The 26,250-nt window shown below is 71.7% G+C and carries 23 protein-coding genes and 6 tRNA genes; 18 read left to right on the top strand and 11 right to left on the bottom strand.

Annotated features, from left to right (window positions below):
• Positions 1-23: 23 nt before the first annotated feature.
• From AC27LF_RS13110 to AC27LF_RS13095, 4 genes are all read right to left on the bottom strand, one after another.
• Positions 24-95 (bottom strand) — tRNA-Val (locus AC27LF_RS13110).
• A 20-nt stretch (positions 96-115) separates the two neighbouring features.
• Positions 116-187 (bottom strand) — tRNA-Val (locus tag AC27LF_RS13105).
• 1 nt (position 188) lies between these two features.
• Positions 189-262, bottom strand: a tRNA-Cys gene (locus AC27LF_RS13100).
• A gap of 39 nt (positions 263-301) precedes the next feature.
• Positions 302-374, bottom strand: a tRNA-Gly gene (locus AC27LF_RS13095).
• Positions 375-551: 177 nt separating this feature from the next.
• On the opposite strand from AC27LF_RS13095, the gene AC27LF_RS13090 reads away from it, so the two are divergent.
• From AC27LF_RS13090 to AC27LF_RS13080, 3 genes are all read left to right on the top strand, one after another.
• Positions 552-1,601, top strand: a complete 1,050-nt coding sequence (locus tag AC27LF_RS13090) for a chorismate-binding protein (protein WP_479656488.1) — start codon at positions 552-554, stop codon at positions 1,599-1,601.
• 1 nt (position 1,602) lies between these two features.
• On the top strand, positions 1,603-2,424 hold the full coding sequence (locus AC27LF_RS13085) for an aminotransferase class IV (protein ID WP_479656487.1): 822 nt from the start codon (positions 1,603-1,605) through the stop codon (positions 2,422-2,424).
• A gap of 155 nt (positions 2,425-2,579) precedes the next feature.
• Complete coding sequence (locus AC27LF_RS13080; protein ID WP_479656486.1) at positions 2,580-3,404, top strand: GNAT family N-acetyltransferase; 825 nt, start codon at positions 2,580-2,582, stop codon at positions 3,402-3,404.
• 62 nt (positions 3,405-3,466) lie between these two features.
• On the opposite strand, the gene AC27LF_RS13075 is transcribed toward AC27LF_RS13080, so the two are convergent.
• Positions 3,467-3,994, bottom strand: coding sequence for a DsbA family protein (locus tag AC27LF_RS13075; RefSeq protein ID WP_479656485.1), 528 nt, complete (start codon positions 3,992-3,994; stop codon positions 3,467-3,469).
• 201 nt (positions 3,995-4,195) lie between these two features.
• Between AC27LF_RS13075 and AC27LF_RS13070 the strand changes: the two genes are divergently transcribed.
• Positions 4,196-4,636, top strand: coding sequence for a hypothetical protein (locus AC27LF_RS13070; protein WP_479656484.1), 441 nt, complete (start codon positions 4,196-4,198; stop codon positions 4,634-4,636).
• Positions 4,637-4,799: 163 nt separating this feature from the next.
• Positions 4,800-4,967 (top strand): hypothetical protein, encoded by a 168-nt coding sequence (locus tag AC27LF_RS13065; protein ID WP_479656602.1) that lies wholly within the window; start codon positions 4,800-4,802, stop codon positions 4,965-4,967.
• Positions 4,968-5,572: 605 nt separating this feature from the next.
• On the opposite strand, the gene AC27LF_RS13060 is transcribed toward AC27LF_RS13065, so the two are convergent.
• Complete coding sequence (locus AC27LF_RS13060) at positions 5,573-6,133, bottom strand: CGNR zinc finger domain-containing protein (RefSeq protein WP_479656483.1); 561 nt, start codon at positions 6,131-6,133, stop codon at positions 5,573-5,575.
• Between the two features lie 258 nt (positions 6,134-6,391).
• Positions 6,392-6,805, bottom strand: coding sequence for an SsgA family sporulation/cell division regulator (locus tag AC27LF_RS13055; RefSeq protein ID WP_004002642.1), 414 nt, complete (start codon positions 6,803-6,805; stop codon positions 6,392-6,394).
• Between the two features lie 191 nt (positions 6,806-6,996).
• On the opposite strand from AC27LF_RS13055, the gene AC27LF_RS13050 reads away from it, so the two are divergent.
• The 9 genes from AC27LF_RS13050 to AC27LF_RS13010 all read left to right on the top strand — a co-directional run bounded on the left by AC27LF_RS13050 (position 6,997) and on the right by AC27LF_RS13010 (position 15,781).
• Entirely contained in the window at positions 6,997-7,461 is a 465-nt protein-coding gene (locus tag AC27LF_RS13050; protein ID WP_479656482.1) for a TIGR02611 family protein, read from the top strand.
• 432 nt (positions 7,462-7,893) lie between these two features.
• Positions 7,894-7,965, top strand: a tRNA-Val gene (locus AC27LF_RS13045).
• Positions 7,966-8,318: 353 nt separating this feature from the next.
• Positions 8,319-9,605, top strand: coding sequence for an ABC transporter substrate-binding protein (locus tag AC27LF_RS13040; RefSeq protein WP_479656481.1), 1,287 nt, complete (start codon positions 8,319-8,321; stop codon positions 9,603-9,605).
• A gap of 10 nt (positions 9,606-9,615) precedes the next feature.
• A complete protein-coding gene (locus AC27LF_RS13035) occupies positions 9,616-10,569 on the top strand; it encodes a carbohydrate ABC transporter permease (protein WP_479656480.1) in 954 nt (317 codons plus the stop codon).
• Entirely contained in the window at positions 10,566-11,477 is a 912-nt protein-coding gene (locus AC27LF_RS13030; RefSeq protein WP_479656479.1) for a carbohydrate ABC transporter permease, read from the top strand. Before AC27LF_RS13035 ends, AC27LF_RS13030 begins: the two co-directional genes overlap by 4 nt.
• Before the next feature lie 10 nt (positions 11,478-11,487).
• Positions 11,488-12,078 (top strand): hypothetical protein, encoded by a 591-nt coding sequence (locus AC27LF_RS13025; protein ID WP_479656478.1) that lies wholly within the window; start codon positions 11,488-11,490, stop codon positions 12,076-12,078.
• A gap of 101 nt (positions 12,079-12,179) precedes the next feature.
• The gene (locus AC27LF_RS13020) at positions 12,180-14,918 is read left to right on the top strand and encodes an exo-rhamnogalacturonan lyase family protein (protein WP_479656477.1); all 2,739 of its coding nucleotides are present in this window, start codon (positions 12,180-12,182) and stop codon (positions 14,916-14,918) included.
• A 305-nt stretch (positions 14,919-15,223) separates the two neighbouring features.
• Positions 15,224-15,670 (top strand): SRPBCC family protein, encoded by a 447-nt coding sequence (locus AC27LF_RS13015; protein WP_479656476.1) that lies wholly within the window; start codon positions 15,224-15,226, stop codon positions 15,668-15,670.
• Positions 15,671-15,709: 39 nt separating this feature from the next.
• Positions 15,710-15,781, top strand: a tRNA-Val gene (locus AC27LF_RS13010).
• 57 nt (positions 15,782-15,838) lie between these two features.
• Here the strand turns inward: AC27LF_RS13010 and AC27LF_RS13005 are convergent.
• On the bottom strand, positions 15,839-16,564 hold the full coding sequence (locus AC27LF_RS13005; RefSeq protein ID WP_479656475.1) for a 3'-5' exonuclease: 726 nt from the start codon (positions 16,562-16,564) through the stop codon (positions 15,839-15,841).
• Positions 16,565-16,732: 168 nt separating this feature from the next.
• On the opposite strand from AC27LF_RS13005, the gene AC27LF_RS13000 reads away from it, so the two are divergent.
• The 3 genes from AC27LF_RS13000 to thrS all read left to right on the top strand — a co-directional run bounded on the left by AC27LF_RS13000 (position 16,733) and on the right by thrS (position 20,632).
• Positions 16,733-17,299 (top strand): DUF4365 domain-containing protein, encoded by a 567-nt coding sequence (locus AC27LF_RS13000; RefSeq protein ID WP_479656474.1) that lies wholly within the window; start codon positions 16,733-16,735, stop codon positions 17,297-17,299.
• Positions 17,296-18,534 (top strand): hypothetical protein, encoded by a 1,239-nt coding sequence (locus AC27LF_RS12995; RefSeq protein WP_479656473.1) that lies wholly within the window; start codon positions 17,296-17,298, stop codon positions 18,532-18,534. The genes AC27LF_RS13000 and AC27LF_RS12995 overlap by 4 nt, the downstream gene beginning before the upstream one ends.
• 121 nt (positions 18,535-18,655) lie before the next feature.
• Entirely contained in the window at positions 18,656-20,632 is a 1,977-nt protein-coding gene (gene thrS / locus AC27LF_RS12990) for a threonine--tRNA ligase (protein ID WP_479656472.1), read from the top strand.
• 62 nt (positions 20,633-20,694) lie between these two features.
• On the opposite strand, the gene AC27LF_RS12985 is transcribed toward thrS, so the two are convergent.
• The gene (locus tag AC27LF_RS12985; RefSeq protein WP_479656471.1) at positions 20,695-21,381 is read right to left on the bottom strand and encodes a potassium channel family protein; all 687 of its coding nucleotides are present in this window, start codon (positions 21,379-21,381) and stop codon (positions 20,695-20,697) included.
• A gap of 67 nt (positions 21,382-21,448) precedes the next feature.
• On the opposite strand from AC27LF_RS12985, the gene AC27LF_RS12980 reads away from it, so the two are divergent.
• On the top strand, positions 21,449-22,009 hold the full coding sequence (locus AC27LF_RS12980) for an HIT family protein (protein ID WP_479656470.1): 561 nt from the start codon (positions 21,449-21,451) through the stop codon (positions 22,007-22,009).
• 18 nt (positions 22,010-22,027) lie between these two features.
• Here the strand turns inward: AC27LF_RS12980 and AC27LF_RS12975 are convergent, their stop codons facing one another.
• Both AC27LF_RS12975 and AC27LF_RS12970 read right to left on the bottom strand, forming a co-directional pair.
• On the bottom strand, positions 22,028-23,674 hold the full coding sequence (locus AC27LF_RS12975) for a hypothetical protein (RefSeq protein WP_479656469.1): 1,647 nt from the start codon (positions 23,672-23,674) through the stop codon (positions 22,028-22,030).
• Positions 23,675-24,037: 363 nt separating this feature from the next.
• A complete protein-coding gene (locus AC27LF_RS12970) occupies positions 24,038-26,236 on the bottom strand; it encodes an elongation factor G-like protein EF-G2 (protein ID WP_479656468.1) in 2,199 nt (732 codons plus the stop codon).
• Between the last annotated feature and the right edge of the window lie 14 nt (positions 26,237-26,250).

Here is a 26,250-nt window from a genome sequence, read left to right as displayed (position 1 = left end):
ACCTCGCGGTCACGGATCGTGCGTGCGCGATACTGGGATTGAACCAGTGACCTCTTCCGTGTCAGGGAAGCGCTCTCCCGCTGAGCTAATCGCGCGGGGACCCTCGCGGATCCAGTGGACGATACTGGGATTGAACCAGTGACCTCTTCCGTGTCAGGGAAGCGCTCTCCCGCTGAGCTAATCGTCCGTGGAGGTGGAGACGGGATTTGAACCCGTGTAGACGGCTTTGCAGGCCGTTGCCTCGCCTCTCGGCCACTCCACCAGGAGTGTAGGGGATCGGGACGAACCCCCGGTTCCTTCGAGCGGACGACGAGGCTCGAACTCGCGACCTCAACCTTGGCAAGGTTGCGCTCTACCAACTGAGCTACGTCCGCTTGTCGTTTCGGTCGGCGTCAGCGTCCCGGCGACGAGTTGAACTCTAGCGGATTCCCGAGCCAGCACAAAAACGCGTTTGCGCAGCGTGCTGCCCTGCGCTCACCGAACGGCATGGTCAGGGCACCCGCGGGACATACCCGCATCACCCCGAGGACACCCGCCCTAGACTCGACCGCGTGCACCACCTGTCCCCGCTCGCCCGCTTCGGCGACCGCGTCGCCACCGGTCTCCTCGACGTCACCGGCGACCCGGCGGCCCTGGACTCCGCCGGCTTCTGGGCGGTCGCGGCCGACTTCGAGGGCCGGCTGACCTGTGCACGCTTCGCGGACGTCCGGACCGAGCCGGTACCGGCCCCGGTGCCGGGGCGGTGGCGGGGACCGGCGCCCCGGCAGTGGACGTCGTCCCTGGACCACGCCGCGTACACGGCGGCCGTGGGCCGGATCCGCGAGCACATCGCGGCCGGCGAGGTCTACCAGGCCAACCTGTGCCGGGTGCTGTCCGCGCCCGCCGCCGCCGACACCGACGTCGACGCCCTGACCGCGCTGCTCGCCCGCGGCAACCCGGCGCCGTACGCCGGAACGATCCGGCTGCCCGGGCACGGGGTGGAGATCGCCACCGCCTCGCCCGAGCTGTTCCTGCGCCGCGACGGCGCGGCCGTCGAGTCCGGCCCGATCAAGGGCACCGGACGCACCGAGGCGGACCTTTTGGCGAAGGACTACGCCGAGAACGTGATGATCGTGGACCTGGTCCGCAACGACATCGGCCGCGTCTGCGCCACCGGCAGCGTGACCGTGCCCGATCTGTGCGCCGTGGAGAAGCACCCCGGCCTCGTCCACCTGGTGTCCACGGTCCGCGGCCTGCTGCGCACCGGGGCCGGCTGGCCGCAGCTGCTGGCCGCCGCGTTCCCGCCCGGCTCGGTGACCGGCGCGCCCAAGTCGAGCGCGCTGCGGATCATCGAGGCGCTGGAGACGGCACCCCGCGGGCCGTACTGCGGCGGCATCGGCTGGGTGGACGCGGACCGGGGCACCGGCGAGCTGGCCGTCGGCATCCGCACCTTCTGGCTCGACCGGGCCGGCGCGCCCGGGCCGACGCTGCGCTTCGGCACCGGCGCCGGCATCACCTGGGGCTCGGACCCGGAGGCGGAGTGGCGGGAGACCGAACTGAAGGCGTCACGGCTGCTCGCGATAGCGTCGGGCGCATACGACCCGAGCGGGGAGGAGCCCTGACGTGAAGATCTGGCTCGACGGCGGCCTGCGGGACATCGAGTCCGCCCGGGTCTCCGTGCTGGACCACGGACTGACCGTGGGCGACGGCGTCTTCGAGACGGTGAAGGCGGTGCAGGGCAGGCCGTTCGCGCTCACCCGGCACCTGGACCGGCTGACCCGCTCCGCGCGCGGCCTCGGCCTGCCCGACCCCGACCTGGACGAGGTCCGCCGCGCCTGCGCGGCCGTCCTGGAGGCCGACCCGGTGCCGCTGGGCCGGCTGCGCATCACCTACACCGCGGGCGAGGGCCCACTCGGCTCCGACCGCGGGGGACAGGGCCCGACGCTGGTGGTCGCCCTCGGCGCGACCGCGCGCCGCCCCGACTCCACCGCCGTCGTCACCGTCCCCTGGACCCGCAACGAGCGCGGCGCCCTCACCGGCCTGAAGACCACCTCGTACGGGGAGAACGTCGTCGCCCTCGCCCGCGCCGCCCGGCACGGCGCGTCCGAGGCGCTGTTCGCCAACACGGTCGGACAGCTCTGCGAGGGGACGGGCTCCAACGTCTTCGTCGTCGTGGACGGCGAGCTGCACACCCCGCCGCCGGCCTCCGGCTGCCTGGCCGGCATCACCCGCGCGCTGACCGTCGAGTGGACCGGCGCGAAGGAGACCGACCTGCCACTGGACGTGCTGGAGCGCGCCGAGGAGATCTTCCTCACCTCCACCCTGCGCGATGTCCAGGCGGTGCACCGGGTGGACGGCCGTGACCTGCCCGGCGCGCCGGGCCCGGTGACCGCCAAGGCCATGCGGGCCTTCGCGGAGCGGTCCGCGGACGACCTCGACCCCTGAGCGGATTCGAGGGCCCCGAAGGGGCGCGGGGAACTGCGCGACCAGCCACAACGGCGCGGTAGACGACCGACGGCATAGCGCGGCATTTCCCGCGGAGCGCTCGGCGGCGCGTAAAAGAGCTGACGCGTGGCGCCGCAGGGGGTAGAAATCCGGTGATGACCACGACCCTGCGGCCGACCGGGCCGCTCCAGCACGCCGCTGACGGGGCGCTGTCCCGGCACTTCCAGGTGTGCGTGAACGGCCGTCCCGTCGGCGGCGTGCACCTCGCCACGCACGAGCTGTTCGGGCCCACGGTGGCCCGGCTCGACGAGCTGAGCATCGACGAGCCGGACCGCGGCCGTGGCCGCGGCACGGTGGCCGTGCTCGCCGCCGAGGAGGTGGCGCGCGGCTGGGGCTGCGAGCGCGTCGAGATCACGGTGCCCGCGGCGGCCGTGGCCGCGGTGCGGCTGGCCACGGCGCTCGGCTACGTCCAGCGCAACCGCCGGATGAGCAAGCCGCTCGGCGACGCGCCGCCCGAGTTGCCGGCGGGCAGCCGGGGCAGGCCCATGACCGAGGCCGAGTTCGGGCCCTGGCTGAAGAAGGCGATCAAGGACTACACGCGGAGCTGGATCGACCGCGGGGTGCCCGCGGACGCGGCGCGCACCAAGGCGGAGCGGGACCACGCGCGGGCCCTGCCGGACGGCCTGGCCACCGCGGACACCCTGCTCAGCGTCTTGGAGCACGAGGGCACCCCGGTCGGCACGCTGTGGCTGTCGGTCGCAGGCGACCGGGCGTTCGTCTTCGACGTGGAGGCCGACGAACGCTTCCGCGGCCGAGGCCACGGCCGCGCCCTGATGCTGCTGGCCGAGGCCCAGGCGGTGGCCGCAGGACAGCGCGTCCTCGCCCTCAACGTGTTCGCGGGCAACACACCGGCCGAGCGGCTGTACGAGTCGCTGGGGTACGAGACGGTGGAGTACTCGCTATACAAGAACCTGCTCTGAGGCGCGCTCGGTGATCGGCGGCCACCGGGGTGCCGGGTCCGTCACCGCGGCGTGCGGCGCCGTCAGGTGTGCGCGGACAGCAGCCGGTCGGCTATCTCCTCGATCCGCTCGCGCAGGCCCTGCTGGCTCTTGCCGCCGTCCAGTCGCTCGCCGCCGATGACGTACGTCGGGGTGCCGGTCACGCCGATCGCCTTGCCCTCGGCCTGGTCGGCGTCGACGACGAGGATGTGCCGCCCGTCGATCAGCGCCGTGTCGAACTCCTCGGCGTCCAGGCCGAGTTCACCGGCGACACGGACCAGAAGCGGCTCTCCCTCGCGGTCCAGTTCCGCGACGCGGCCGAGGACCGCCTCGACATACGCCCAGCCCCGCCCCTGGGCGAACGCCTCCTCGGCGGCCTGCGCGGCGGCGAAGGCGTGCCGGTGCTTGTCCAGCGGGAAGTGCCGCAGCCGCAGCTCCAGCCGCTCGCCGTAGCGGGCGCGCAGCGCGCGGATGTCGTCCAGGGCGGTGCGGCAGTCCGGGCACTGGAGCTCGCACCAGACGTCGAGCACGGGCACGGGGGCGCCGCTGGGCGCGGGAGAGGACTCGCTCATGGACGCCAGTCTTCCAGGCGCGGCCCGCATGACCGAATCGGCGCCGTACGCGGCCCACCGGCACCTGCGAAGGAGACGACCCGGAGATGTCCCTGATCTCGGGCCCGGCCATGGCATCGCGGGGAGGGGACGGTGCAGGATGGAAGGGACGAAGCGCACCCGTGCTTCGCTCTGCCCGCCCGAGCCCGCCAGGAGGACCGGATGATTGCCGAGACCGTCTGTTCCGCCGTGTCCGCGGCCGGCCTGGGCATCGCGGTGGTCACCGCGTACCGCAAGCGCTTCCTCGCCGCCGCCCGTATCGCGGCCTACTCGCTCGTCCCCGTGGGCCTGGTGATGACGGGGGTCGTCGGCTGGCTGGCCGACACGGCGTTCAGCCCCACCGCGTGGGCGGGCTTCGGTGTGCTGGGCGCGGCCTGGGCCCTGTTCGCGACCACGCGCGCGGTCGAGCGCCGCCGCGGCGGTACCCGCGCGCAGCGCAAGGCCGCCCGTGGTGCGCGGCCCGGCGCGGTGGCTCCCGCCGCCTCGGCGCCCTCACTCGGCCCGGCCTCCCGGCCCGCGGCCCGGCCCGCGACGCCTCGCGCCGCCGACTCCTCGGACGACTTCAGCGACATAGAGGCCATCCTGAAGAAGCACGGCATATGAGCCCCGGCAGCCGGCATCGGTCCCGGCGCTGAAACGACACAGTCCGTCGGGACCGCGCCCCGAGTGATCATGAGCCGAGCGGATCCGAAACGGACCTCACGGAATTCGGCGAACTCCCGCATGATCCGGGCGTGTTGATCGCGCACGGTCCGTCACCTGGGCCATGATCACCCCCGAGATGCTGGACACGACACAGAGCGAGGCCGCGCCGCCGAAGGACGAGCCGCGCGGGTGCCTTTTCGCCCTTTCCCAGCCACCGCTGATGATCTTCCTGGCGGTGATCGGGTGTCTGCTCCTCATGGCTGCGCTGCACGATCTGCTGTTGCTGTGAGTCGTACACGCCGGTCCCGGCGCCACCCGCCGGGACGGGCGTCGCCCCCACCCCACCACGGGAAGCACACCGGCCAGGGCCCCAGCCTGGAACCGGCACGCCAGCCCTCACCACCGCAAACCGCACCGCCGAGCGCCCAGCACCGCAAACCGCACCGGCGAGCGCCCCGGCGTGAGAAGCGCACCGCCCAGCCCTTACCACCGGAAACCGCACCGCCGAGCGCCCAGCACGGGAAGCGCACCGGCCAGCACCCCACCACCGGAACCGCACCGGAACGTCACCCCGGCCCCGGAACCCGCGGCGACTCCGGCGAGTAGACCCCGGGGCCCGGCCCCGGACACCCACGGTGACCGCCCACCCTCGAAAACTCACCCGCACCAACCGCGGTGACCGGCCCCCGGAACGCGGCCGACCCGGCGGGGCGCGGGATCCGCCGGCCACGCACGCCCGCGGCGATCACTCTTGAAAACTCACCCGCATGGACCAGCCGGACCGGCCCCCGGAACGCCCCGGGCGGCCGGCGCCGGGGACCCGGAGCGCGGCCGGGGCGGGGAATCCGGAGCGCGGCCGGGCGGCCGGAACTGTGGGGGAGCCGCCGGGCGTGGTCAGCCTGTCGCTTCCTTGCGGCGGGCCCGGTACGCGGCCACATGCAGCCGGTTTCCGCAGGTCCGACTGTCGCAGTAGCGGCGCGAGCGGTTGCGGGACAGGTCGACGAAGGCCCGCCGGCAGTCCGGCGCCTCGCAGCGCCGCAGCCGCTCCTGCTCCCCGGCGACCACGAAGAACGCGAGCGCCATCCCGCAGTCGGCGGCGAGATGGTCCGCCACGGACGCGCCCGGCGCGAAGTAGTGCACATGCCAGTCGTAGCCGTCGTGGTCCGTGAGCCGCGGGGTCGTCCCCGCCGCCGCGACCAGCTCGTTGATCATCCCCGCGGCGGCCCTGGCGTCCGGGGCGGCGAAGATCCCCGCGAACCGCCCGCGGACCTTGCGCACCGCCGACAGATCGAACTCGGAGAGCACCCCCACATCACTGATTTCGTGTTTTCGTACGAAATCCTGGAGCGTGGCGACGTCCGGCAGCCCGTCCGGCGTCGCGTCGTCCTCCGGCACGGTGTTCACCAGATCCACCACCGTGTCGAGCGCGCACCGGGTGTCGTGGGTGATCAGCACGTTTCGCTCCCTGGCGTGAGGGTCGGGCGGGTGCCCGCCGATGCTGGCCGATGGTAGTTGGCCGGTAGCCGGAAGAACGGCTCCCCGCGCATCGCGGTTCCCGGCGGCCCGAGCCCCGAGGGAGCCGCAGGACCGGCTCGGGCATGCCGAAGCCGCCGCCGCGAGGCTCGCGGCGGCGGCTTCGACCACGCCGTATGCGGTTGTCTTGGCCCGAGCCGTCTCCCCGAGTGGACGGCGCCGGGCTGCTTCGAGGGCGGCCTAGCTCTCCGCCAGGATGTGCGAGAGCTCCTGATCCAGATCGAAGTGCCGGTGTTCCGTGCCGGGCGGCACGGCGGCGTCGGTTCGCTTCAGGAAGGATTCCAGGGCCCGCGCCGGGGCCTCCAGCAGCGCCTCCCCCTCCGGGGAGCTGAGGGCGATGCACACGACGCCCTGGCCGTGACTGCGTGAGGGCCAGACGCGGACGTCGCCGGTGCCGGTGGGCCGGTGCAGACCCTCGGCGAGGAGGTCGCGGGCGAACACCCACTCGACGGTCTCCTCGGCTCCGGTGTGGAAGGTGGCGTGCACGGCGTAGGGGTCGGCCGTGTCGTACCGCAGGCCTGCGGGGACAGGCAGGGAGGACTCGCTCGACACAACGAGGCGCAGGTGCAGCTCGCAGCTGACCGTGGTGTTCATAAGCGCCAGGGCCTTTCGCTCAGTGTGCGCTCGGGGATTCGCACGTCGGCGAAATCGACATGCCACCTACGGTGCCGTTGTAAACCCCTCTGAGTGTTTTGCGTGTCTTTAGGTACCTCTTCCGGCCGAGAAGCCGAGTGAGGGTCACCGCCATTCCGGTGACTGGTTTCACTCGGGTAGGGTTTGGTCGTATGAATACGGGGAGTGACACGTCGGGCGAGGCCGCCACGGTCTCCGGCCCGCCCGAGGGGGAGTCCGAAGGGGCGGGCGTGCCGCAGGAGCGGGGCCTCGGGTCGCGGGCGCCGGAGTTCATCAAGGCGCGTCGCGTGCTGCACGTGAGCTGGCAGGCCGGCGTCTTCGTCGTGGGCCTCGCGGTCGTGGTGGCCGGCATCATCATGCTGCCGCTGCCCGGACCCGGCTGGGTGGTGATCTTCGGCGGCATGGCGATCTGGGCGACCGAGTTCGTCTGGGCCCAGCTCGTGCTCCGCTGGACCAAACGGAAAGTGACCGAGGCGGCCCAGCGGGCGCTCGATCCCAAGGTGCGCCGCCGCAACATCACATTGACGGTGATCGGCCTGGTGATCGTGGCGGTGCTGCTCGCGATCTACCTCTGGAAGTTCGGCATCGTGATGCCCTGGAAGATCAAGGACCAGTGATCCGCCGCCCAGGCGCCACCCCGGCTCCCAGCATGGCCCCTGCTTCCGGCACGGCCCACGCGCCCGGCGCGACCCCGGCGCCCGGCATCGCCCCAGTTCCCGGCGTCGCCCCGACTCCCTGCACGGTCCACGCTCCCGGTGTTGCCCCAGTTCCCGGCACCGCCCCGGCTCCCGGCACCGCCCCGGCTCCCGGCACCGCCCCGGCTCCCGGCCCGGCCCCGGCTCCCGGCCCGGCCCACGCTCCCGGCGCGACCCCGGCTCCCGGCGCGACCCCGGCGCCCGGCGCCACCCCGGCTCCCGGCACCGCCCCAGTTCCTGGCACCGCCCCGGCTCCCGCCGTCGCCCCGGCGCCCGGCATGGCCCCGGCTCCCGGCGCCGCTGCGCCATGGTCGGAGGCATTCCCTGACATGGGGTAACCTTCTACCTGCGCCCGGGCGATTAGCTCAGTGGGAGAGCGCTTCGTTCACACCGAAGAGGTCACTGGTTCGAACCCAGTATCGCCCACCCGGGTCGGCGGCCCGTCTGCGACAGTGCGGACGGGCCGCCGTCGTCTGCGCCCACCCTCATCTCCCGCACCCCTCAGCTGTCCGGCGCGGCCCGCGGGGCGCACCCACCCGCCCCGGCCGCGGATCGCCGCGGTGTTCGGCCCGTCGGCCGCACATGCCCGACCTGCACCCTCGCCCGGGTGGCGCGGCACCGGCCCGCGAACGGCCCGCCGAAGGGCCGGGCGGCGGCCTGAGATATTCCTGTCCGAATCATTGACGCACCCCTGACCCCTCCGTACCTTGTGCCAGCAAGCGCTTACTTGAAACGTTTCACAGACCGGCGACGACGGCGTCGCGGGGAGGGGTCCGACGGTGGGAACCGACAGGCATGTGGAGCGGCGTACGGTCCTGAAGGCGGCCGGAGCCACGGCCGCCACGCTGGGGCTGGCCACGGCGACCGGGTGCGGGGGCGGCAGCGGCTCCGGAGACGGCACGGTGACGATCCGTTATTCGTGGTGGGGCGCCGAGGAACGGGCCAAGAGGATCAACCAGACCATTGCGCTCTTCGAGAAGAAGTACCCGAAGATCAAGGTGAAGACGGACTTCCAGACGTATCAATCGTTCTGGGAGAAGTTCCAGACGCAGGCCGCCGGCGGAAATCCACCGGACGTTTTCCAGAATGCCGTGGCGTTCCTTCGCAAGTACGACAAGAGAGGCGTTCTTCTCGACCTCAAGTCGCAGGCTCAGGCAGGGAATCTGAGCCTCGATCACTTCCGCGCCGGCGTCATCAAGGTGGGCGAGGTGGACGGAAAGCAGCTCGGTGTGCCCGTCGGCTCCAACACCATGTCCCTCGTCGTCGACAAGAAGGTCTTCGAGAAGGCCGGGGTGGAACCGCGGGCGGGCTGGACCTGGGACGAGTACTTCAAGGCTCTGAAGACCATCCACGACAAGACGAAGATCCCCGGTGACACCGGCTACTTCACCATCATGTACCTGTACGACCTCTACCTGCGGCAGCACGGCAAGGCGTTCTTCACCAAGGACGGACTCGGCTTCGACCAGGCCGATCTGACGGAGTGGTGGACGGACGGCTACAACCGGGTCAAGGCCGGCATCGTCACCGACCCCAAGGTCGTCCAGCAGGACATGCCCAAGTCCCCCCTCTCCGCCGGGCACGGCGCCTCGGAGTTCACCTGGGACAACTTCACCGTCCGCTACTCCGCGGAGGGCGACAGCACCTACGGCCTCGCCCCGATCCCCACCACGGACGGCAAGCACACCGGCCAGTACCTCGCCTCCCTGATGCTCAGCGCCTCGGCCCGCACCTCGCACCCCAAGGAGGTCGCCCAGTTCATCGACTTCATGGTCCACGACCCCGAGGTCGGCACGATCATGGGCTACGACCGGGGCATCCTCGCGAGCACCGAGCAGTACGAGGCGTTCACGCCCGCCGACGCGGTGAACAAGGAGATCGCGCGGTACGAGGCGGACACCGCCGAGGCCGGCGTCCTCGGCACGATCACCCCGCACCCGTCCGGAGCCGACACCGTCGAGGCCGCCTTCCTGCGCATCGGCGGCGACCTCGGACAGGGCAAGACCAAGGTCGCGGACGCGGTGAAGCAGTTCTTCACCGAGTCCGAGGCCGCCTTCCAGGTCTGATGGGGGCCCCGTGACGCTCGTCAAGGACTCGCCCGCCCGCACGGCACGTTCGGCCGCCCCCACCGCCGCGGGCCGGCCGGGCCGCCGCCGGGAGAACCTGGCCGGCTACCTCTTCATGTCGCCGTGGATCGCGGGCTTCCTGCTGCTGACCGCGGGCCCCATGGTGGCCTCCCTGTACTTCGCCTTCACCGACTACAACCTGTTCAACACCCCCAGGTGGATCGGGTTCGACAACTTCACCCGGATGTTCGACGACCCACGCTGGCAGAAGTCGGTCGAGGTCACCGCCAAGTACGTGGTCATCGGCACCCCGCTGAAGCTGCTGCTCGCGCTCGGCGTCGCGCTGCTCCTCGCGCAGAGCCGCCGCGGCCAGGCCGTCTACCGGGCCGCCTTCTACGCCCCTTCGCTGATCGGCGCGAGCGTCTCGGTCGGCTTCGTGTGGCGGTCGCTCTTCTCCGACGGCGCGATCGTGGACCGTACCCAGACCTTCCTCGGCTTCCCCGTCGGCGGCTGGGTCGGCAACGCGGACTGGGTGCTGTACTGCCTGATCGCGCTGACCGTCTGGCAGTTCGGGGCGCCCATGGTCATCTTCCTGGCGGGCCTCAAACAGGTGCCGAGGGAGCTGTACGAGGCGGCCGAGATGGACGGCGCGGGGACGCTCCGGAAGTTCTGGAACATCACTCTGCCGATGATGTCCCCGGTCCTCTTCTTCAACGTCCTGCTGGAGACGATCCATTCGTTCCAGATCTTCGGCTCCGCCTACGTCGTCTCCAACACGTACTGCGGACCGGCCGACGCCACGCTCGTCTACACCTGCTACCTGTACCAGCAGGGGTTCAAGAACGCCCAGATGGGCTTCGCCTCGGCGATGGCCTGGATGCTGCTGCTCGCCGTGGCCCTGGTGACCGCCGTCCTGTTCTGGTCGCAGAAGAAGTGGGTGCACTACGAGGAGGCGGCCCGATGACGTCCCCCCATCTGCCTGCTCCGCTCGATCAGGGCAGGCCCCCGGCCGCCGCCAAGCCGTGGGCGGCGCACCGCGGGCGCGCCGGCTCCCTCGTCTGGCACCTCGGCGCCCTGGCGATCCTCGCGGTCATCCTCTATCCGGTCGTCTGGGTCATCGGCGCCTCGTTCAAGCCGAGCAAGGACATCATCAACAGCCTCACGCTGTTCCCGGCCGACCCGATCCTGTCCAACTTCAAGGGCCTCGCGGACGGCATCGCGGACATCTCGATCTGGACGTTCTTCCAGAACTCCCTCTTCTACGGGCTCGGTTCCGTCGTCGGCGTGCTGATCTCCTGCTCGCTGACCGCGTACGCGTTCGCGCGCATCCGGTTCGCCGGGCGCAACCTGCTGTTCTCCCTGATGATCGGCACCCTCCTGCTGCCCTACCACGTCCTGCTGATCCCGCAGTACGTGATGTTCCAGAAGCTGGGGCTGGTCAACACCTACACCCCGCTGCTGATCGGCAAGTACCTCGCCACGGAGGCGTTCTTCGTCTTCCTGATGGTGCAGTTCATGCGCAACCTGCCCCGCGAACTGGACGAGGCGGCCCGCCTCGACGGCTGCGGGCACCTGCGGATCTACTGGTCGATCGTGCTGCCGCTGTGCCGCCCGGCGCTCATCACCAGCGCGATCTTCACCTTCATCAACGCCTGGAACGACTTCATGGGACCGCTGGTCTACCTCAACGAGCCCGGCAAGTACACCGTGTCGCTCGGCCTGATGATGTTCCGCGACTCCGACGGCGTCGCCGCCAACTACGGCGGCATGATCGCCATGTCGCTGGTCGCGCTGCTGCCCGTGCTGCTGTTCTTCCTCGCCTTCCAGCGGTATCTGATCGACGGGATGGCGACCTCCGGACTGAAGGGCTGAGGCGATCGCCATGGCGCAAGCGCCTGTGAAACCGCGCGGGGAGTCGGTGTTCGCCGACCGGTTCGGCCTGTTCGCCGAGTGTCTGCTGACCGGGGTGTGGATCGCCGTGGCCGCCCTCGGCGTGGTCACGTACCCGGCCGCCTTCGCGGCGGGCGCCCGGCATCTGCGCCGCCGCACCGCGCACGAGCGCGGCGGCCTGCGGGAGTTCGCCGCCGACTTCCGGGCCGCCCTCGGCGGCGGCTGGGCCGTCGGGGCCGCCGGGTGGGTCGCGGTGGCGCTGGCCTGGGTGGACGTCCAGGCGGTGCGGGCCGGGCTGCCCGGCGGGCCGCTCGCCGGCGCCGTCGGTCTCGTCGCGCTGACCGGCCTCGCCGTGGCCGGGCTGCGCGCGGCGGCGCTCTGGGCGCCCGGCGCGAGCTGGCGCACGCTGCTCACCGGCGCAGCCCGGCGCACCGTCCTCGACCTCGCCGGCTCCTTCCTGCTGATCGGCGGAGTGGCGCTCGTCGGCTGCTGCGCCGTGCTCGTCGCGCCGCTCGCGGTCCCCGTGCTCGGGGCGGTCGCCGCGGCGGCCGTCGCCGTGGAGGAGCGCCACCGCCGCCGCTGACCCGCGGTCCCCACCCGGCCACGGCCGGCGCCTCCGGCGGCGCGGCAGCCATCTGTCATGCCCCTGGCAAGTCACCGGATTCCCACGGAAAGGATCAGGCCATGTCGCCCATTCCCCGCAGGTCCCTCCTCAAGGCGGCCGCCGTCGCCGGCGCCGCCGCCCCGTTCAGCCGGGCCCTCGGCACCGGGACGGCCGAGGCGGCACCCGGCGCGCCGGCCGAGAGCGCGGACCCGGTGACCCTGGACTGGCTGGAGGACGGCGGCCTCGGCGCCGCCCCCGGCTCCACCGTCGGCGTGCCCTGGCCGATGGGCACGTACCACGAGGACCAGACGTTCGCGCTCACGGACGCGGACGGCACCCCCGTGCCCGTGCAGTCCTGGCCCCTGGCCTACTGGCCGGACGGCTCCCTCAAATGGACCGCGCACGCGGTCGGTTCCGGCTCCGGCAGGCTGACGCTCACCGCGGGCACGCCCGCGGCGCCCGCCCGGAGGGTCACCGTCGCCGAGCGCGGCGCCGGCATCGATGTCTCCACCGGCGTCATCACCGTCAGGATCGGCAAGCACGGCTCCACGCTCGTCAAGTCCGTCACCCGGGGGTCCACTCGGATCGCCGGGAACGGCCGGCTCGTCCTGCTCCGCCGGACCGAGATCGAGGACGAGGAGCAGGGCACGGTCCGCACCGAACGCTTCGACGGCGCCATCGACACCGTCACCGTCGAACAGGACGGGCCCGTCCGCGCGGTCGTCCGGATCGACGGCAGACACCGCAAGGGGAACCGCAGCCGGCTCCCGTTCTCGATCCGGCTCTACTTCTACGCGGGCGCCGACTCCTTCCGCATGGTGCACACCATCACCTACGACGGGACACAGGAACCGGGCCGCGGCAGCGGCGACTTCGTCAGCGGGCTCGGGGTCCGCTTCACCGTCCCGATGCGCGACGCGGCGTACGACCGGCACATCCGCATCGGCGGCGAGGGCACCGGCCTGCTGCGCGAGGCCGTCCAGGGCATCACCGGGCTGCGCCGCGATCCCGGCGCGGCCGTACAGGCGGCCCAGTACGCGGGCGAGAAACTGCCCGATCCGGCCACCTGGGACCAGCGCGTCACCACCCGCCTCCCGTACGTCCCGCACTGGGGCGACTACACCCTCTCCCAGCTCTCCGCCGACGGCTTCACCGTCCGCAAGCGCACCACGAAGGGCCACGGCTGGATCGGCGCCGGCGGCGGGAGGCGGGCCTCCGGCTTCGGGTACGTGGGCGGGGCGAGCGGCGGACTCTCCTTCGGCCTGCGGGACTTCTGGGAGAAGTTCCCCGCCCAGCTCGACATCCGCGACGCCCACAGCGACGAGGCCACCGTCACCCTCTGGCTCTGGTCGCCCGAGGCCCAGCCCATGGACCTGCGCTTCTACCACGACGGCATGGGCCAGGACAGCTACCCCGAACAGCTCGAAGGTCTCAACATCACCTACGAGGACTACGAGCCCGGATTCGGCACCCCCTACGGCATCGCCCGCACCAGCGAACTCCTCTTCTGGGCCAACGAGTCCACCCCCACCGGCGAGACCCTGGCCCGGCAGGTGGCGGCCGTACGGGTGCTGCCCCAGCTCGCCGCCCCGCCCCGGCAGCTCATCGAGGCCAAGGTCTTCGGCCCCGGCCTCTACGCCGAACCCGACCGCTCCACCCCCGCCAAGGCCAGGATCGAGGACCATCTCGACTTCCTCTTCACCTACTACAAGGACCAGGTGGAGATGCGCCGTTGGTACGGCTTCTGGGACTACGGCGACATCATGCACACCTACGACTCCGCCCGGCACGTGTGGCGCTACGACATCGGCGGCTACGCCTGGGACAACTCCGAACTGTCCCCGGACCTCTGGCTCTGGTTCGCCTACCTCCGCTCGGGCCGCGCCGACATCTTCCGCTTCGCCGAGGCGATGACCCGGCACACCGGCGAGGTCGACGTCTACCACCTGGGCCGATGGGCGGGCCTCGGCACCCGGCACGGGGTCCAGCACTACGCCGACAGCGCCAAGCAGCAGCGCATCGCCAACACCACCTACCGGCGCTACTACTACTTCCTCACCGGCGACGAACGGGTCGGCGACCTGATGCGGGCCAACGTCGACTCCGACGAGACGTTCCTCGTCCTCGACCCGATCCGCAAGATCCGCACCGAGCCCTACACCCCCGACCGGCACGCCCTGTCGATCGGGTTCGGCACGGACTGGAGCGGACTGGTCTCGGCCTGGCTGACCGAGTGGGAGCGCAGAGGCCCCCAGTGGGAGAAGGCCAGGGCCCGCGTGCTGTCCACGATGGAGACCATCGCCGCCCAGCCCAATGGATTCGTGCAGGGCAGCGGCCTGTACGACCTCGACACCGGCCGGTTCGCCGTCGCCGGCACGCCCGTGGTGTCCGTCTCGCATCTCTCGGCGGTCTTCGGCCTGGGCGAACTGTGCGCCGAGCTGATCCACCTCGTGGACATGCCGCGGTTCAAGGAGGCATACCTGGACTACTGCCGCTACTTCAACGCCACCAAGGCCGAGCAGGCCGCCCGCTACGGCAGCGACTTCGGCAGCCTGCTGCTCTTCCAGGGCCACTCGCGCCTCGACGCCTACGCCGCCGTGCAGACCGGCGACGCCGCTCTCGCCCGGCGCGCCTGGAGCAAGTTCTACGCCTCCGACGGCTACACCGAGTCGGCGCCGTGGAAGACGGAGCGGCTGACCGGACCGGCCACCCTGGTCCCGGGCAGCGAGGCGAGCTGGGTGTCCACCAACGACACCGCCCTGTACGGCCTCGCCGCCATCGAGAACCTGGCGCTGCTGGGCGACCGGATGCCCGCCTGAGCGGGTCCAGCAAAGTCCGCTGCGGTTCGACGGCGCTCCAAAGGGGCGCGGGGCTGTGTCGACATGCGGCTTAGCCGCGATGGGGGCCCCTGTTCGAGCGAAGCCGAGAACGTGGGGGAGCGACCAGCCACGACGGTGCCGCGGACGACCGACGGCACAGCGCGGCATGTCCGGCAGAGCGTTTTGCGGACGAGGGGGAGCGCCGTCGCACGGGCGGCGGCGCTCGTACCGAGGAGTGTGGCCCACCGCACCCCGTACGGCATGAGTACGCGTACTCAGATGACCCCCGCGGGCAGACTCCGCCCATGGACTGGACCCACTACCGTTTCCGCAGCCGGTGGCCCCTGCCCGCGCCGCCCGCCGCCGTCTTCGCGGCGCTGGAGCGGGCCGAGGAGTATCCGCGCTGGTGGCCCCAGGTGCGCACGGTGAGCCGGCTCGACGACAGCACCGGAGTCGTCACCGTCCGCTCCGTCCTGCCCTTCGAGATGACGTTCACCGTGCGCGCTACGCGGCGGGATCCCGCCGCCGGCGTCCTGGAGGGCGCCCTGAGCGGGGACATCGAGGGCTGGGCCCGCTGGACCGTCACCGCCCGCGGCACCGGCACCCTCGTCCGCTACGACCAGGCCGTCGTCGTCACCAAGCCGCTGCTGCGGCGACTGGCCGTGCCCGGCCGGCCCTTCTTCCGCGCCAACCACCGGCTGATGATGCGGGCCGGCCGGCGCGGCCTGCTCGGGCACCTGGGAGCGGTTTGAACGAATCCCGCCGGGACCTGTATTGTTCAGTGCGTTCCCGGGCGATTAGCTCAGTGGGAGAGCGCTTCGTTCACACCGAAGAGGTCACTGGTTCGAACCCAGTATCGCCCACAGCCCGACGGCGACGGTGCCCGCATCCGATGCGGGCACCGTCGCCGTCGTCGTGCTTCAGGCGGCCCTCGGCAGTTCCGGACGCAGCGGCCAGTCCGTGCTCACCGCCTCGTCGGAGCCGCTGCGCGCGAACCATGCCTGAAGACCTCGGGCCTGCGCCGCGTGCCAGGTCGTCTGCAGCGTGTGCAGCTCGGCCGGGGACAGGCGTTCCAGCCGGGCGGCGAAGCGCCGCCCGAGCGCCCGTACGACGCCCAGCGCGGCCAGCGCGTCCGCGGCGGCCTCGTGCGCGCCCTCCAGCGCCACACCGTAGTGCGCACACAGATCGGTCAGCGTCCGGCGGCCCTTGCGATAGCGGTCCAGATGCTTGTCCAGCACCCGCGGGTCCAGCACCAGCAGCGGCGCCGACTCGAACCAGCGGTCCAGCGACGACGCCCGATGGCGGCGCAACTCCCGGTCCAGCAATGTCAGATCGAACGGCGCGTTCATCACCACCAGCGGCCGGCCCAGCGCCGCGTGCCCCGCCAGCTCCTCGGCTATCTCGAACATCACCGGCGCCGGCCAGCGGCCGTTGCGCTGCAGGTGTTCCTCCGTCAGCCCGTGCACCGCCGTCGCCGCCCGCGGCACCGGCACGCCCGGGTTCACCAGCCAGCGGGTCACCCGGGGCCGGGTGCCCGGCGCGTCCTGGACGACGACGGAGGCCGACACGATCCGGTCGGTCTCGACATCCACGCCCGTGGTCTCCGTGTCGAAGGCGGCCAGGGGTCCCTCGTACCAGCACGTCATGCCCACACAACTCCTCGTTCACCCACGGCAGATGACGACCCGTCTTCTGCCAGTTTGGTGATACCCGGGCCGTTTGCGCCGTACGCCGCAAGGACACAACAGGAGTACGGGTCTTTGCAGTTCAGCGGCTCGTTGCGGGAAAACACTTGGCTTGGAAGGCTGTTGGTCATGGCGATAGCGCAGCCCGAGCGGGGCGGGCTGCTGCCCGAACGCACGGGCCCCCATCGCGGCACACTCGCCACCACCGCCTGCATGGAGACACTGCAGGTCGGCTATCTGCACGCGGTCGCCGCCGCCGCGGGCTGCTCGCTGTCCCAGCCGTTCCCGGACAACGGCATCGACTGGCACGTCAGCCACAGCGCGCCCGGACACACCGTCGACGACGAGGTGACGATCAAGGTGCAGCTCAAGTGCACCTATCAGATCGCGCCCAACCCTCCGGGCCGTTTCTTCTCCTTCACCCTCGACAACGACCACCTGCGCAAGCTCGCCCGCACCCCCGTCTCGGTGCACAAGATCCTGGTCGTGATGCTCGTCCCGCGCTCCCAGGAGGACTGGTTGCGCGCCAGCCACGACCGGCTCGACCTGCGGCACTGCTGCTACTGGGTCAACCTGGCGGGCCACCCGGTCACCGGCCGGCACCGGACCACCGTGCGCATCCCCACCGCGCGCATCTTCGACGACCGGGCGCTGTGCGAGATCATGACGCGGGTCGGGACGGGAGGCAGACCATGAGGCACCGTCCGGCCGACGAGCCGCTGCGGGAGGTCAGGCCGCACCCGGTCGACCCCCACGGCCACCACCCGCCCGAGCCCGCCGGGCCCGACCCCGCCACCGTCGACCCCGCGGTGCTCGGCGCCCTGCTGCACCGGCACGGCTGGCAGCGCCGCGGCGGGGCCCCCGGACGGTACGGCCGCTGGACCCCACCGGGACCGGGCGGCGGCGGGACCAGCCTGCTGGTGCCCGAGAGCCGGGACTTCCCCGACAGCGAGGACCTGCTCGGCGAGGCCCTGGTCGCGCTCTCCCGCAGCGGTACGCCCGCCGCGCACGAGGTGCTGCTCGGGCTCGCCGTGCCCAGCGACGAGATCCACTGGTGGCGGGACGTGCCGAGCGGCCCCGCGGGCGCCACGCCCTGGAACGCCGAGGAACAACTGCGCACCGCCGCCCGGCAGATGCTGCTCGCGGGCGCGCTCGCCGGCCGCGGGCGCGCGGGCTACTACGGCGCCCGGCACCGCCGGTCGGCCGCCGCGGCGCTGGCGGACGTCCTGGTCGGACCGGCGGCCGGCGGCCACCTCGCCGCCTTCGTCCCGGTGGACACCGGACGACCCCTGTGCGTGCGCCTGCACCAGGCCCTGTACGCGGCCCGCGAGGCGATCGACTACCAGCGGGCCACCGGCGGCATGGACGCCTTCGACGCGGCCGTCGAGGCCGGCGTCAGCCGCGAGCTGACCGAGGCGCTGGTGGCCCTCGTGCGCGGCACCGAGGGCGCCCGGATCGCCGTCGCCTGGGCGCCCGCCGCCCAGGTCCCCGAGGACTGCGCGAGCGCCGCCGAGCCCGTCGAGTTCTCGCCCGGCGACCTGCCCGTGCTGCGCGAGGCCGGCAAACGCTATGTGCGCGACGAGCCCGCCGTCCCGGTCCGGGTCACCGGCACCGTGGTCCGCCTGCGGCGCTCCGGCCCGCGCGGCGCGGGCACCGTACGACTGCGGGTGATGTCCGGCGCCGAGGTGCCGCACGTCCGGGTCACCCTGGACGAGGAGGACTACCGCATCGCCGGGCACGCGCACCTCGTCGGGCTGCCGGTGCGGGTGCAGGGCCGGCTGGAGAGCCGGGGCGGGTTCCGCCGGCTGTCCGGCGCCCTCGGAGTGGTACCGGTGCAGGTGGACGAGGCCGAGCGGGACCGTCTCATGAAGTCCCTGCAGGAAGATCTCGACTTCTTCGAGGAGGCGTGCAGCGGCGACGACTGCGACTGACCGGGGGCGGCCCCTCACACAGGGCCACCGTTTCGCCGTCGGCGGGCCCGGGTCGGTACGATCCCCTATTGCGCGCGCTCCTGGTACGGCGCCCGCATCCACCAGCAGTCAGGAGAGACCGGTGTCAGACGTCCGTGTGATCATCCAACGCGATTCCGAGCGGGAAGAGCGCACGGTGACGACGGGCACTACGGCCGCCGAGATCTTCGCCGGCGAGCGCTCGATCATCGCCGCCCGGGTGGCCGGAGAGCTGAAGGACCTCGCCTACGAGGTCAAGGACGGCGAGACCGTCGAGGGCGTCGAGATCTCCTCAGAGGACGGTCTGAACATCCTGCGCCACTCCACCGCGCACGTCATGGCTCAGGCCGTGCAGGAGCTGTTCCCGGAGGCCAAGCTGGGCATCGGCCCGCCCGTCAAGGACGGCTTCTACTACGACTTCGACGTCGAGAAGCCGTTCACGCCGGAGGATCTGAAGGCCGTCGAGAAGAAGATGCAGGAGATCCAGAAGCGGGGGCAGCGGTTCTCCCGCCGGGTCGTGACCGACGAGGCCGCCCGCGAGGAACTGGCCGACGAACCGTACAAGCTGGAGCTGATCGGCCTCAAGGGAGCCGCGTCCGCCGACGACGGCGCGGACGTCGAGGTCGGCGCCGGCGAGCTGACGATCTACGACAACCTGGACGCCAAGACCGGCGAGCTGTGCTGGAAGGACCTCTGCCGCGGCCCCCACCTGCCCTCCACCCGCGCCATCCCGGCGTTCAAGCTGATGCGCAACGCGGCCGCCTACTGGCGCGGCAGCGAGAAGAACCCCATGCTCCAGCGCATCTACGGCACCGCCTGGCCGTCCAAGGACGAACTGAAGGCGTACCTCGACTTCCTCGCCGAGGCCGAGAAGCGCGACCACCGCAAGCTGGGCAGCGAACTCGACCTGTTCTCCATCCCGGAGCAGATCGGCTCCGGCCTCGCCGTCTTCCACCCCAAGGGCGGCATCGTCCGCCGCGTGATGGAGGACTACTCGCGGCGCCGCCACGAGGAGGAGGGCTACGAGTTCGTCTACACCCCGCACGCGACCAAGGGGAAGCTCTTCGAGACCTCGGGCCACCTCGACTGGTACGCCGAGGGCATGTACCCGCCCATGCAGCTCGACGAGGGCGTGGACTACTACCTCAAGCCCATGAACTGCCCGATGCACAACCTGATCTTCGACGCGCGCGGCCGTTCCTACCGCGAACTGCCGCTGCGGCTCTTCGAGTTCGGGACCGTGTACCGCTACGAGAAGTCGGGCGTCGTGCACGGCCTGACCCGGGCCCGCGGCTTCACCCAGGACGACGCGCACATCTACTGCACCCGCGAGCAGATGTCCGAGGAACTGGACAAGACGCTCACCTTCGTCCTCGGCCTGCTGCGCGACTACGGCCTGAGCGACTTCTACCTGGAGCTGTCCACCAAGGACCCGGAGAAGTTCGTCGGCTCCGACGACGCCTGGGAGGAGGCCACCGAGACGCTGCGCGAGGTCGCCGAGAAGCAGGGCCTGCCGCTGGTGCCGGACCCGGGCGGCGCCGCCTTCTACGGCCCGAAGATCTCCGTGCAGGCACGCGACGCCATCGGCCGCACCTGGCAGATGTCGACGATCCAGCTCGACTTCAACCTGCCGGAGCGCTTCGACCTGGAGTACACCGGCCCCGACGGCTCCAAGCAGCGCCCGGTCATGATCCACCGCGCCCTGTTCGGCTCCATCGAGCGCTTCTTCGCGGTGCTCCTCGAACACTACGCGGGCGCCTTCCCGGCCTGGCTGGCGCCGGTGCAGGCGGTGGGCATCCCGATCGGCGACGCGCACGTCGAGTACCTGGAGAAGTTCGCCGCCAAGGCCCGCAAGAAGGGCCTGCGCGTGGAGGTGGACTCGTCCTCGGACCGGATGCAGAAGAAGATCCGGACGGCGCAGAAGCAGAAGGTTCCGTTCATGGTCATCGCGGGCGACGAGGACATGTCGAACGGCTCGGTGTCCTTCCGCTACCGCGACGGCTCGCAGGAGAACGGCATCCCGGTCGACGAGGCCATCGCCAAGATCGTGAAGGTCGTGGAGGAGCGGGCACAGGTCTGAGCGGACCCGCACGGCGGCCCCCGGACAGGCTCAGCGGACGCCATTGACCCACAGCGTCGGGCTCAGCGCCTCGGGGGCCGCTCGTCGTCTCTGTCCCCGCCTGCGGTCTCGTCTCCGTCCTCGCGCGCGAAGACCTGGAGCATCCAGGACGAGAACGACCCGGTGACCGCGCCGAGCAGGGCGAGACCGCCGGCCATCATGCCCACCGCGATCGTCCGCCCGAGCCGGGTCACCGGGACGACGTCCCCGTAGCCCACGGTGCTCAGCGTCGCGCAGGTCCACCACAGGGCGTCCCCGAACGTCTGCATCGACGTATCGGGCGCCCCGCGCTCCTGCTGGTAGACGGCGAGCGCGCCGGAGAAGCCGAGCAGCACGGCGGACAGGCCCGCGTACACGATCACGCGCGCGTGCAGCGCCAGCCGGGGCCGGCCGTGCCGGCGCTGCACCGCCTCGTAGAGCCGGACCACGCGCAGCGGGCGCAGCAGCGGCAACAGCAGCACCAGCGTGTCCAGCCAGCGCGCCCGCACGAAGCGCAGCCGCTGCCCGCTCAGCCGCCAGCGCACCGCGTAGTCCACGGCGAACAGCGCCCAGGCCGCGAAGAGCGCCGCCCGGCACAGAAGGCGCCACCCACTGCCGACGCCGGAACCCAGCACCAGGGCCGCGTACGCGCCGAGGAAGACCAGCGACGCCACGGCGAGCGGGGCCTCCGCGCGGCGCTCCCAGCGATCTGCGGGGCTGTCGTCGTACACCGGCCCAGCTTCGCCCGGGAGCCGGGTGCCGCAACCCCGACGACACGCCGCGAACGGGCGACGCCATATGCTGCGTAGCATGACGAGTGAGCCGGAGCAGCAGATCGGAGTGGGGACGCAGGACGCGTTCCAGCGCCTGTGGACGCCCCACCGGATGGCCTACATCCAGGGCGAGAACAAGCCGACCGGTCCGGGGGCCGACGACGGCTGCCCCTTCTGCGCGATCCCGGCCAAGTCCGACGAGGACGGGCTGATCGTCCGCCGCGGCGAGCATGTGTACGCGGTGCTCAACCTGTACCCGTACAACGGCGGCCATCTGATGACCGTGCCCTACCGGCACGTCGCCGACTACACCGATCTGACCGGGCCGGAGACCACGGAGCTGGCCGAGCTGACCAAGCAGGCGATGACGGCGCTGCGCACCGCGTCGGGCGCCCAGGGCTTCAACATCGGCATGAACCAGGGCACCGTCGCGGGCGCCGGCATCGCCGCCCACCTCCACCAGCACATCGTGCCCCGCTGGGGCGGCGACACCAACTTCATGCCGGTGGTCGGCCACACCAGAGTGCTGCCGCAGCTGCTGGCCGACACGCGCACCATGCTGGCGCGGGCCTGGCCGACGCCCTGAGGCGTCGGCCACAGGGCGCTACGCGTCGTACAGATCGGCCTTCCGCGGTGACGGGTCCTGCACATTCGTGCTGAGGAACGCCGAACGGGCACCGAACTTGTCCGTGTCCACGCCGTGTTCCTCAAGGACCCGGATCGCCGCGGAGTGCACCACCCGCAGCACCGGCGCCGCCGCGCGCAGCGCGTCGTCGGCCATGAACCGGTGCCGCCACGGCTTGTCCGCCCACGCGTGCCGCAGACCGAACGGCTCGGGCAGGCCCAGCGAGCCGCCGAGCCAGTTCAGCAGCGGCGGGTACCAGGTCAGCGGCGCCCTCGCCGCGAGCCGCACCACCTCGTCGGTGCCGACCAGCGGCAGATTGATCGACCGGGTCTCCCACGGCTTGAAGGATTTGGTGACCTCCTTCTTCGGTGCCTCCGGCTTGGAGGTGAACAGCGAGTGCACCGGCCCCAGCGCATGCCCCGTCACCTCGATGCGCAGCGTCTGGTGCAGCACGGTGACCGTGATCAGCATCGTGATGATCAACTGCCCGTCCCACAGCGTCCACTGCACGCCCAGGTAGTACCGGTCGCCGCCGCCGAACTGCTGCTTGTTGCAGATCTCCTGTATCGCATGCGGCTTGACCTGGAACGCCTCGACGTCCGCGCCCTCCGGACGGGACACCGCCTTCGCGTTCTCGCCGATCGGCGTGACGATCCAGTGGCGGATGGACGGCTTCGGGAAGCCGCCCGTGTTCAGCGGGCCGCGCTCCAGCATCCCCAGCTGGTCGTGGATCGCGCGGATGACGTCCCAGCTGCGGAACGGGTGGATCTCCCGGGTGGGGTCGGCGGGCAGCAGATCCTCGGCGAGCTGCCAGCTGCCCCAGCGCGTGCCCATGCCGAGTATGCCCTTGGGCCCGGCGTAGAAGACCGAGTTGGACTGCTGCTCGGCGCTGAGCCGGGCCAGAGACTGGCGCAGCTGTTCCGCGGCCGTCTCGCCCGGGCTGCTCGGCACGGCCTCCGGGACCTTGGCGCCGACGCTGGTGCCGGAGAGCAGGCCGTCCCAGCGCGCCCGCAGGTCCTTCGCCGCGCGCTCGCAGATCCGCCGGGCCCAGAACCAGCCGAGCACCGGCAGCACGGCCGCCGCGCGCGCGTACCAGCCCCAGAACCCGGTGAACGGCATGCGGATCAGGAAGATCAGGACGACCGCGCCCACCGCGACGAGCAGGGCGGTGGCGAGCGCCCCGGCGCGCTTGGCGTCCCGCTTGGCCATGAACGTACGCAGCTGGAAGACCAGCAGCCAGACCAGGAGCCCGGGCAGGACGAGCAGGCCGCACAGCACCATCACGGTGCTGAGCTGCTTGTCACGGGTGCGGCGGATGTTGTTGGCCGCCAGGCAGTGCTCCACGACGACCTGCGGTTCGGAACCGAAGGACTGGATCAGTGGTTTGCGCCCGGAGCCGAGCATGCGGTCGACCACGGCCCGTGAGAACGCCTCGCCCAGATTCGGCTTGAACAGGGCGATCCGGCCGGCCTTGACGGTGGACTGGTGCCACTCGTTGTCGGCCTTCTTGATGGCCTCCATCGCGCTGTCCCGGTAGGCGGCCGAGGCCAGCGCGTAGGTCGCCGCCTGGCTTCCGTCGCCCGCGATGGGTACCTGTGGTCCGTCCCACTCGGTTCCAATCGACATGCCCGCCCCCGATCGCCGCCGGTGTCGCTTCTGCGGCCTTCCCGACTTCCGTGCTCCGCATACCTGTTGATCAGCTCGTCGTGCCGATTCGGCACGACCTGATCAGGTGATCAGCGTATCCGCAGCCACCGACATCCGTCGGCGGACCGGCCAAAGACACCTCCCGGCCGGCACCCTCCGGTCACGCTCCGGCCAAAGGCGAGCGGCCCAACGTGCCGATCCCTTCGGGCCCTTCGCGCGCCGGGCCGCTCGGCACCGGCACCCTGCGGATCGCGCGCGGCGCGGGCGCGCGAAGCAGAGCACCGCGTCCACCGCCGGCCACGCGACCTCACCGAAGCCGGCGGCGGACTCTCAACCGGCCCCCTACGAAGCCTCCTTCGCCTGCGCGCGGATCTTCTCCGCGATCTGTACCGGCATCGGCTCGTGCCGGGCGTAGGAGCGGCCGAAGCGTGCCGTGCCGTGCGAGAGGGACCGCAGGTCGACCGCGTACCGGCCGATCTCGAACTCGGGCACCTCGGCCCGGACGAGTGTCCGGCCCGTGCCCACCTGTTCGGTGCCCAGCACCCGCCCGCGCCGCCCCGACAGGTCGCTCATCACGGCGCCCACATAGTCGTCGCCGACCAGGACGGACACCTCGGCCACCGGCTCCAGCAGATGGATCGTGGCGTCCGCCGCGGCCTCCCGCAGCGCCAGCGCGCCCGCCGTCTGGAACGCGGCGTCGGAGGAGTCCACCGAGTGCGCCTTGCCGTCCAGCAGTGTGATCCGCACGTCGACGAGCGGATAGCCGGCCGCGACTCCCTTGGCGGCCTGGGCCCTTACGCCCTTCTCCACCGACGGGATGAACTGCCGCGGCACGGCGCCGCCGACCACCTTGTCCACGAACTCGATGCCCGAGCCGCCCGGCAGCGGCTCGACCTCGATCTCGCAGATCGCGTACTGCCCGTGCCCGCCGGACTGCTTCACATGCCGGCCGCGCCCGGCGGACCGGGTCGCGAACGTCTCCCGGAGCGACACCTGGTGCGGCACCACGTCGACCTGGACGCCGTACCGGCTGCGCAGCCGCTCCAGGGCGACGTCCGCGTGCGCCTCGCCCAGGCACCACAGCACCACCTGGTGCGTGTCCTGGTTCTGCTCCAGACGCATCGTCGGGTCCTCGGCGACCAGCCTGCCCAGGCCCTGCGAGAGCTTGTCCTCGTCCGCCTTGCTGTGCGCCTGGATGGCGAGCGGCAGCAGCGGGTCGGGCATCTGCCACGGCTCCATCAGCAGCGGATCGTCCTTGGCCGAGAGCGTGTCCCCGGTCTCCGCGCGGCCCAGCTTCGCCACGCACGCCAGGTCGCCCGCGACGGCGTGCGTCACCGGACGCTGCTGCTTGCCGAACGGCGTGGACAGGGCGCCGATCCGCTCGTCGACGTCGTGGTCCTCGTGGCCGCGGTCGGCCAGCCCGTGCCCGGAGACGTGCACCGTCTCGTCGGGGCGCAGCGTCCCGGAGAAGACGCGGACCAGGGAGACCCGGCCGACATAGGGGTCGGAGGAGGTCTTCACGACCTCGGCGACCAGCGGCCCGTCGGGATCGCACGGCTTCAGTTCGCGCGGCCTGCCGTCGAGCGTGGTGACCTCCGGGACCGCGTGCTCCGGCGGGGTCGGGAAGCCGCGGGTGACCAGGTCGAGCAGTTCCACCGTGCCGAGCCCCTGGCGGGCGCCCTCGGCGGCGGGCGCGGCGGCCAGCACCGGGAAGAAGGCCCCGCGCGCGACGGCCCGCTCCAGATCGTCGATCAGCGTTTTGACGTCGACCTGTTCACCGCCGAGATAGCGGTCCATCAGGGTCTCGTCCTCGCTTTCGGAGATGATCCCCTCGATGAGCCGGTTGCGGGCGTCCTCGATCCGCGGCAGCAGGTCGGGGCCCGGCTCGGACTCCGTGCGCTCCCCGGAGGAGTAGTCGAACAGCCGCTGCGACAGCAGCCCGATCAGCCCGGTCACGGGCGCGTGCCCGTCGGCGGCCTGCGCACCGCGCAGCGGCAGATAGAGCGGGAGCACGGCGTCCGGGTCGGCCGCGCCGAACACCTCCGCGCACACCCGCGTCATCTCCTCGAAGTCCGCGCGGGCGGCCTCCAGATGGGTGATGACGATGGCCCGCGGCATGCCGACGGCCGCGCACTCCTCCCACACCATCCGGGTCGAGCCGTCCACGCCGTCCGAGGCCGACACCACGAAGAGGGCCGCGTCCGCGGCGCGCAGACCGGCCCGCAGCTCTCCGACGAAGTCGGCGTACCCGGGGGTGTCCAGAAGATTGATCTTGAAACCGTCCCATTCGACGGGCACCAGGGACAGCTGTACGGAACGCTGCTGCCGGTGCTCGATCTCGTCGTAGTCGGAGACGGTGCCGCCGTCCTCCACGCGGCCCGCCCGGTTCACCGCTCCCGCGGCCAGCGCGAGAGCCTCCACCAAGGTGGTCTTGCCCGATCCGGAGTGGCCGACCAGCACCACATTCCGTACGGACGCGGGGTGGTCGGCCGCCGTAGCCCTGCCGGCGGCCCCAGGGTGTGTGTTCGCCTTGTCGCCCATGGCCTAGCCTCCCG

It is taken from the genome of Streptomyces diversicolor (assembly GCF_057537855.1).
This window is presented reverse-complemented; position numbering and strand designations above follow the sequence as displayed.

Coding starts and splice junctions, on each gene's coding strand:
- AC27LF_RS13080 (WP_479656486.1), top strand. CDS start 2,580: ATGACCACGACCCTGCGGCCGACCGGGCCGCTCCAGCACGCCGCTGAC.
- AC27LF_RS13075 (WP_479656485.1), bottom strand. CDS start 3,994: ATGAGCGAGTCCTCTCCCGCGCCCAGCGGCGCCCCCGTGCCCGTGCTC.
- AC27LF_RS13070 (WP_479656484.1), top strand. CDS start 4,196: ATGATTGCCGAGACCGTCTGTTCCGCCGTGTCCGCGGCCGGCCTGGGC.
- AC27LF_RS13065 (WP_479656602.1), top strand. CDS start 4,800: ATGATCACCCCCGAGATGCTGGACACGACACAGAGCGAGGCCGCGCCG.
- AC27LF_RS13055 (WP_004002642.1), bottom strand. CDS start 6,805: ATGAACACCACGGTCAGCTGCGAGCTGCACCTGCGCCTCGTTGTGTCG.
- AC27LF_RS13050 (WP_479656482.1), top strand. CDS start 6,997: ATGAATACGGGGAGTGACACGTCGGGCGAGGCCGCCACGGTCTCCGGC.
- AC27LF_RS13030 (WP_479656479.1), top strand. CDS start 10,566: ATGACGTCCCCCCATCTGCCTGCTCCGCTCGATCAGGGCAGGCCCCCG.
- AC27LF_RS13025 (WP_479656478.1), top strand. CDS start 11,488: ATGGCGCAAGCGCCTGTGAAACCGCGCGGGGAGTCGGTGTTCGCCGAC.
- AC27LF_RS13020 (WP_479656477.1), top strand. CDS start 12,180: ATGTCGCCCATTCCCCGCAGGTCCCTCCTCAAGGCGGCCGCCGTCGCC.
- AC27LF_RS13015 (WP_479656476.1), top strand. CDS start 15,224: ATGGACTGGACCCACTACCGTTTCCGCAGCCGGTGGCCCCTGCCCGCG.
- AC27LF_RS13005 (WP_479656475.1), bottom strand. CDS start 16,564: ATGACGTGCTGGTACGAGGGACCCCTGGCCGCCTTCGACACGGAGACC.
- AC27LF_RS13000 (WP_479656474.1), top strand. CDS start 16,733: ATGGCGATAGCGCAGCCCGAGCGGGGCGGGCTGCTGCCCGAACGCACG.
- AC27LF_RS12995 (WP_479656473.1), top strand. CDS start 17,296: ATGAGGCACCGTCCGGCCGACGAGCCGCTGCGGGAGGTCAGGCCGCAC.
- AC27LF_RS12980 (WP_479656470.1), top strand. CDS start 21,449: ATGCTGCGTAGCATGACGAGTGAGCCGGAGCAGCAGATCGGAGTGGGG.
- AC27LF_RS12975 (WP_479656469.1), bottom strand. CDS start 23,674: ATGTCGATTGGAACCGAGTGGGACGGACCACAGGTACCCATCGCGGGC.
- AC27LF_RS12970 (WP_479656468.1), bottom strand. CDS start 26,236: ATGGGCGACAAGGCGAACACACACCCTGGGGCCGCCGGCAGGGCTACG.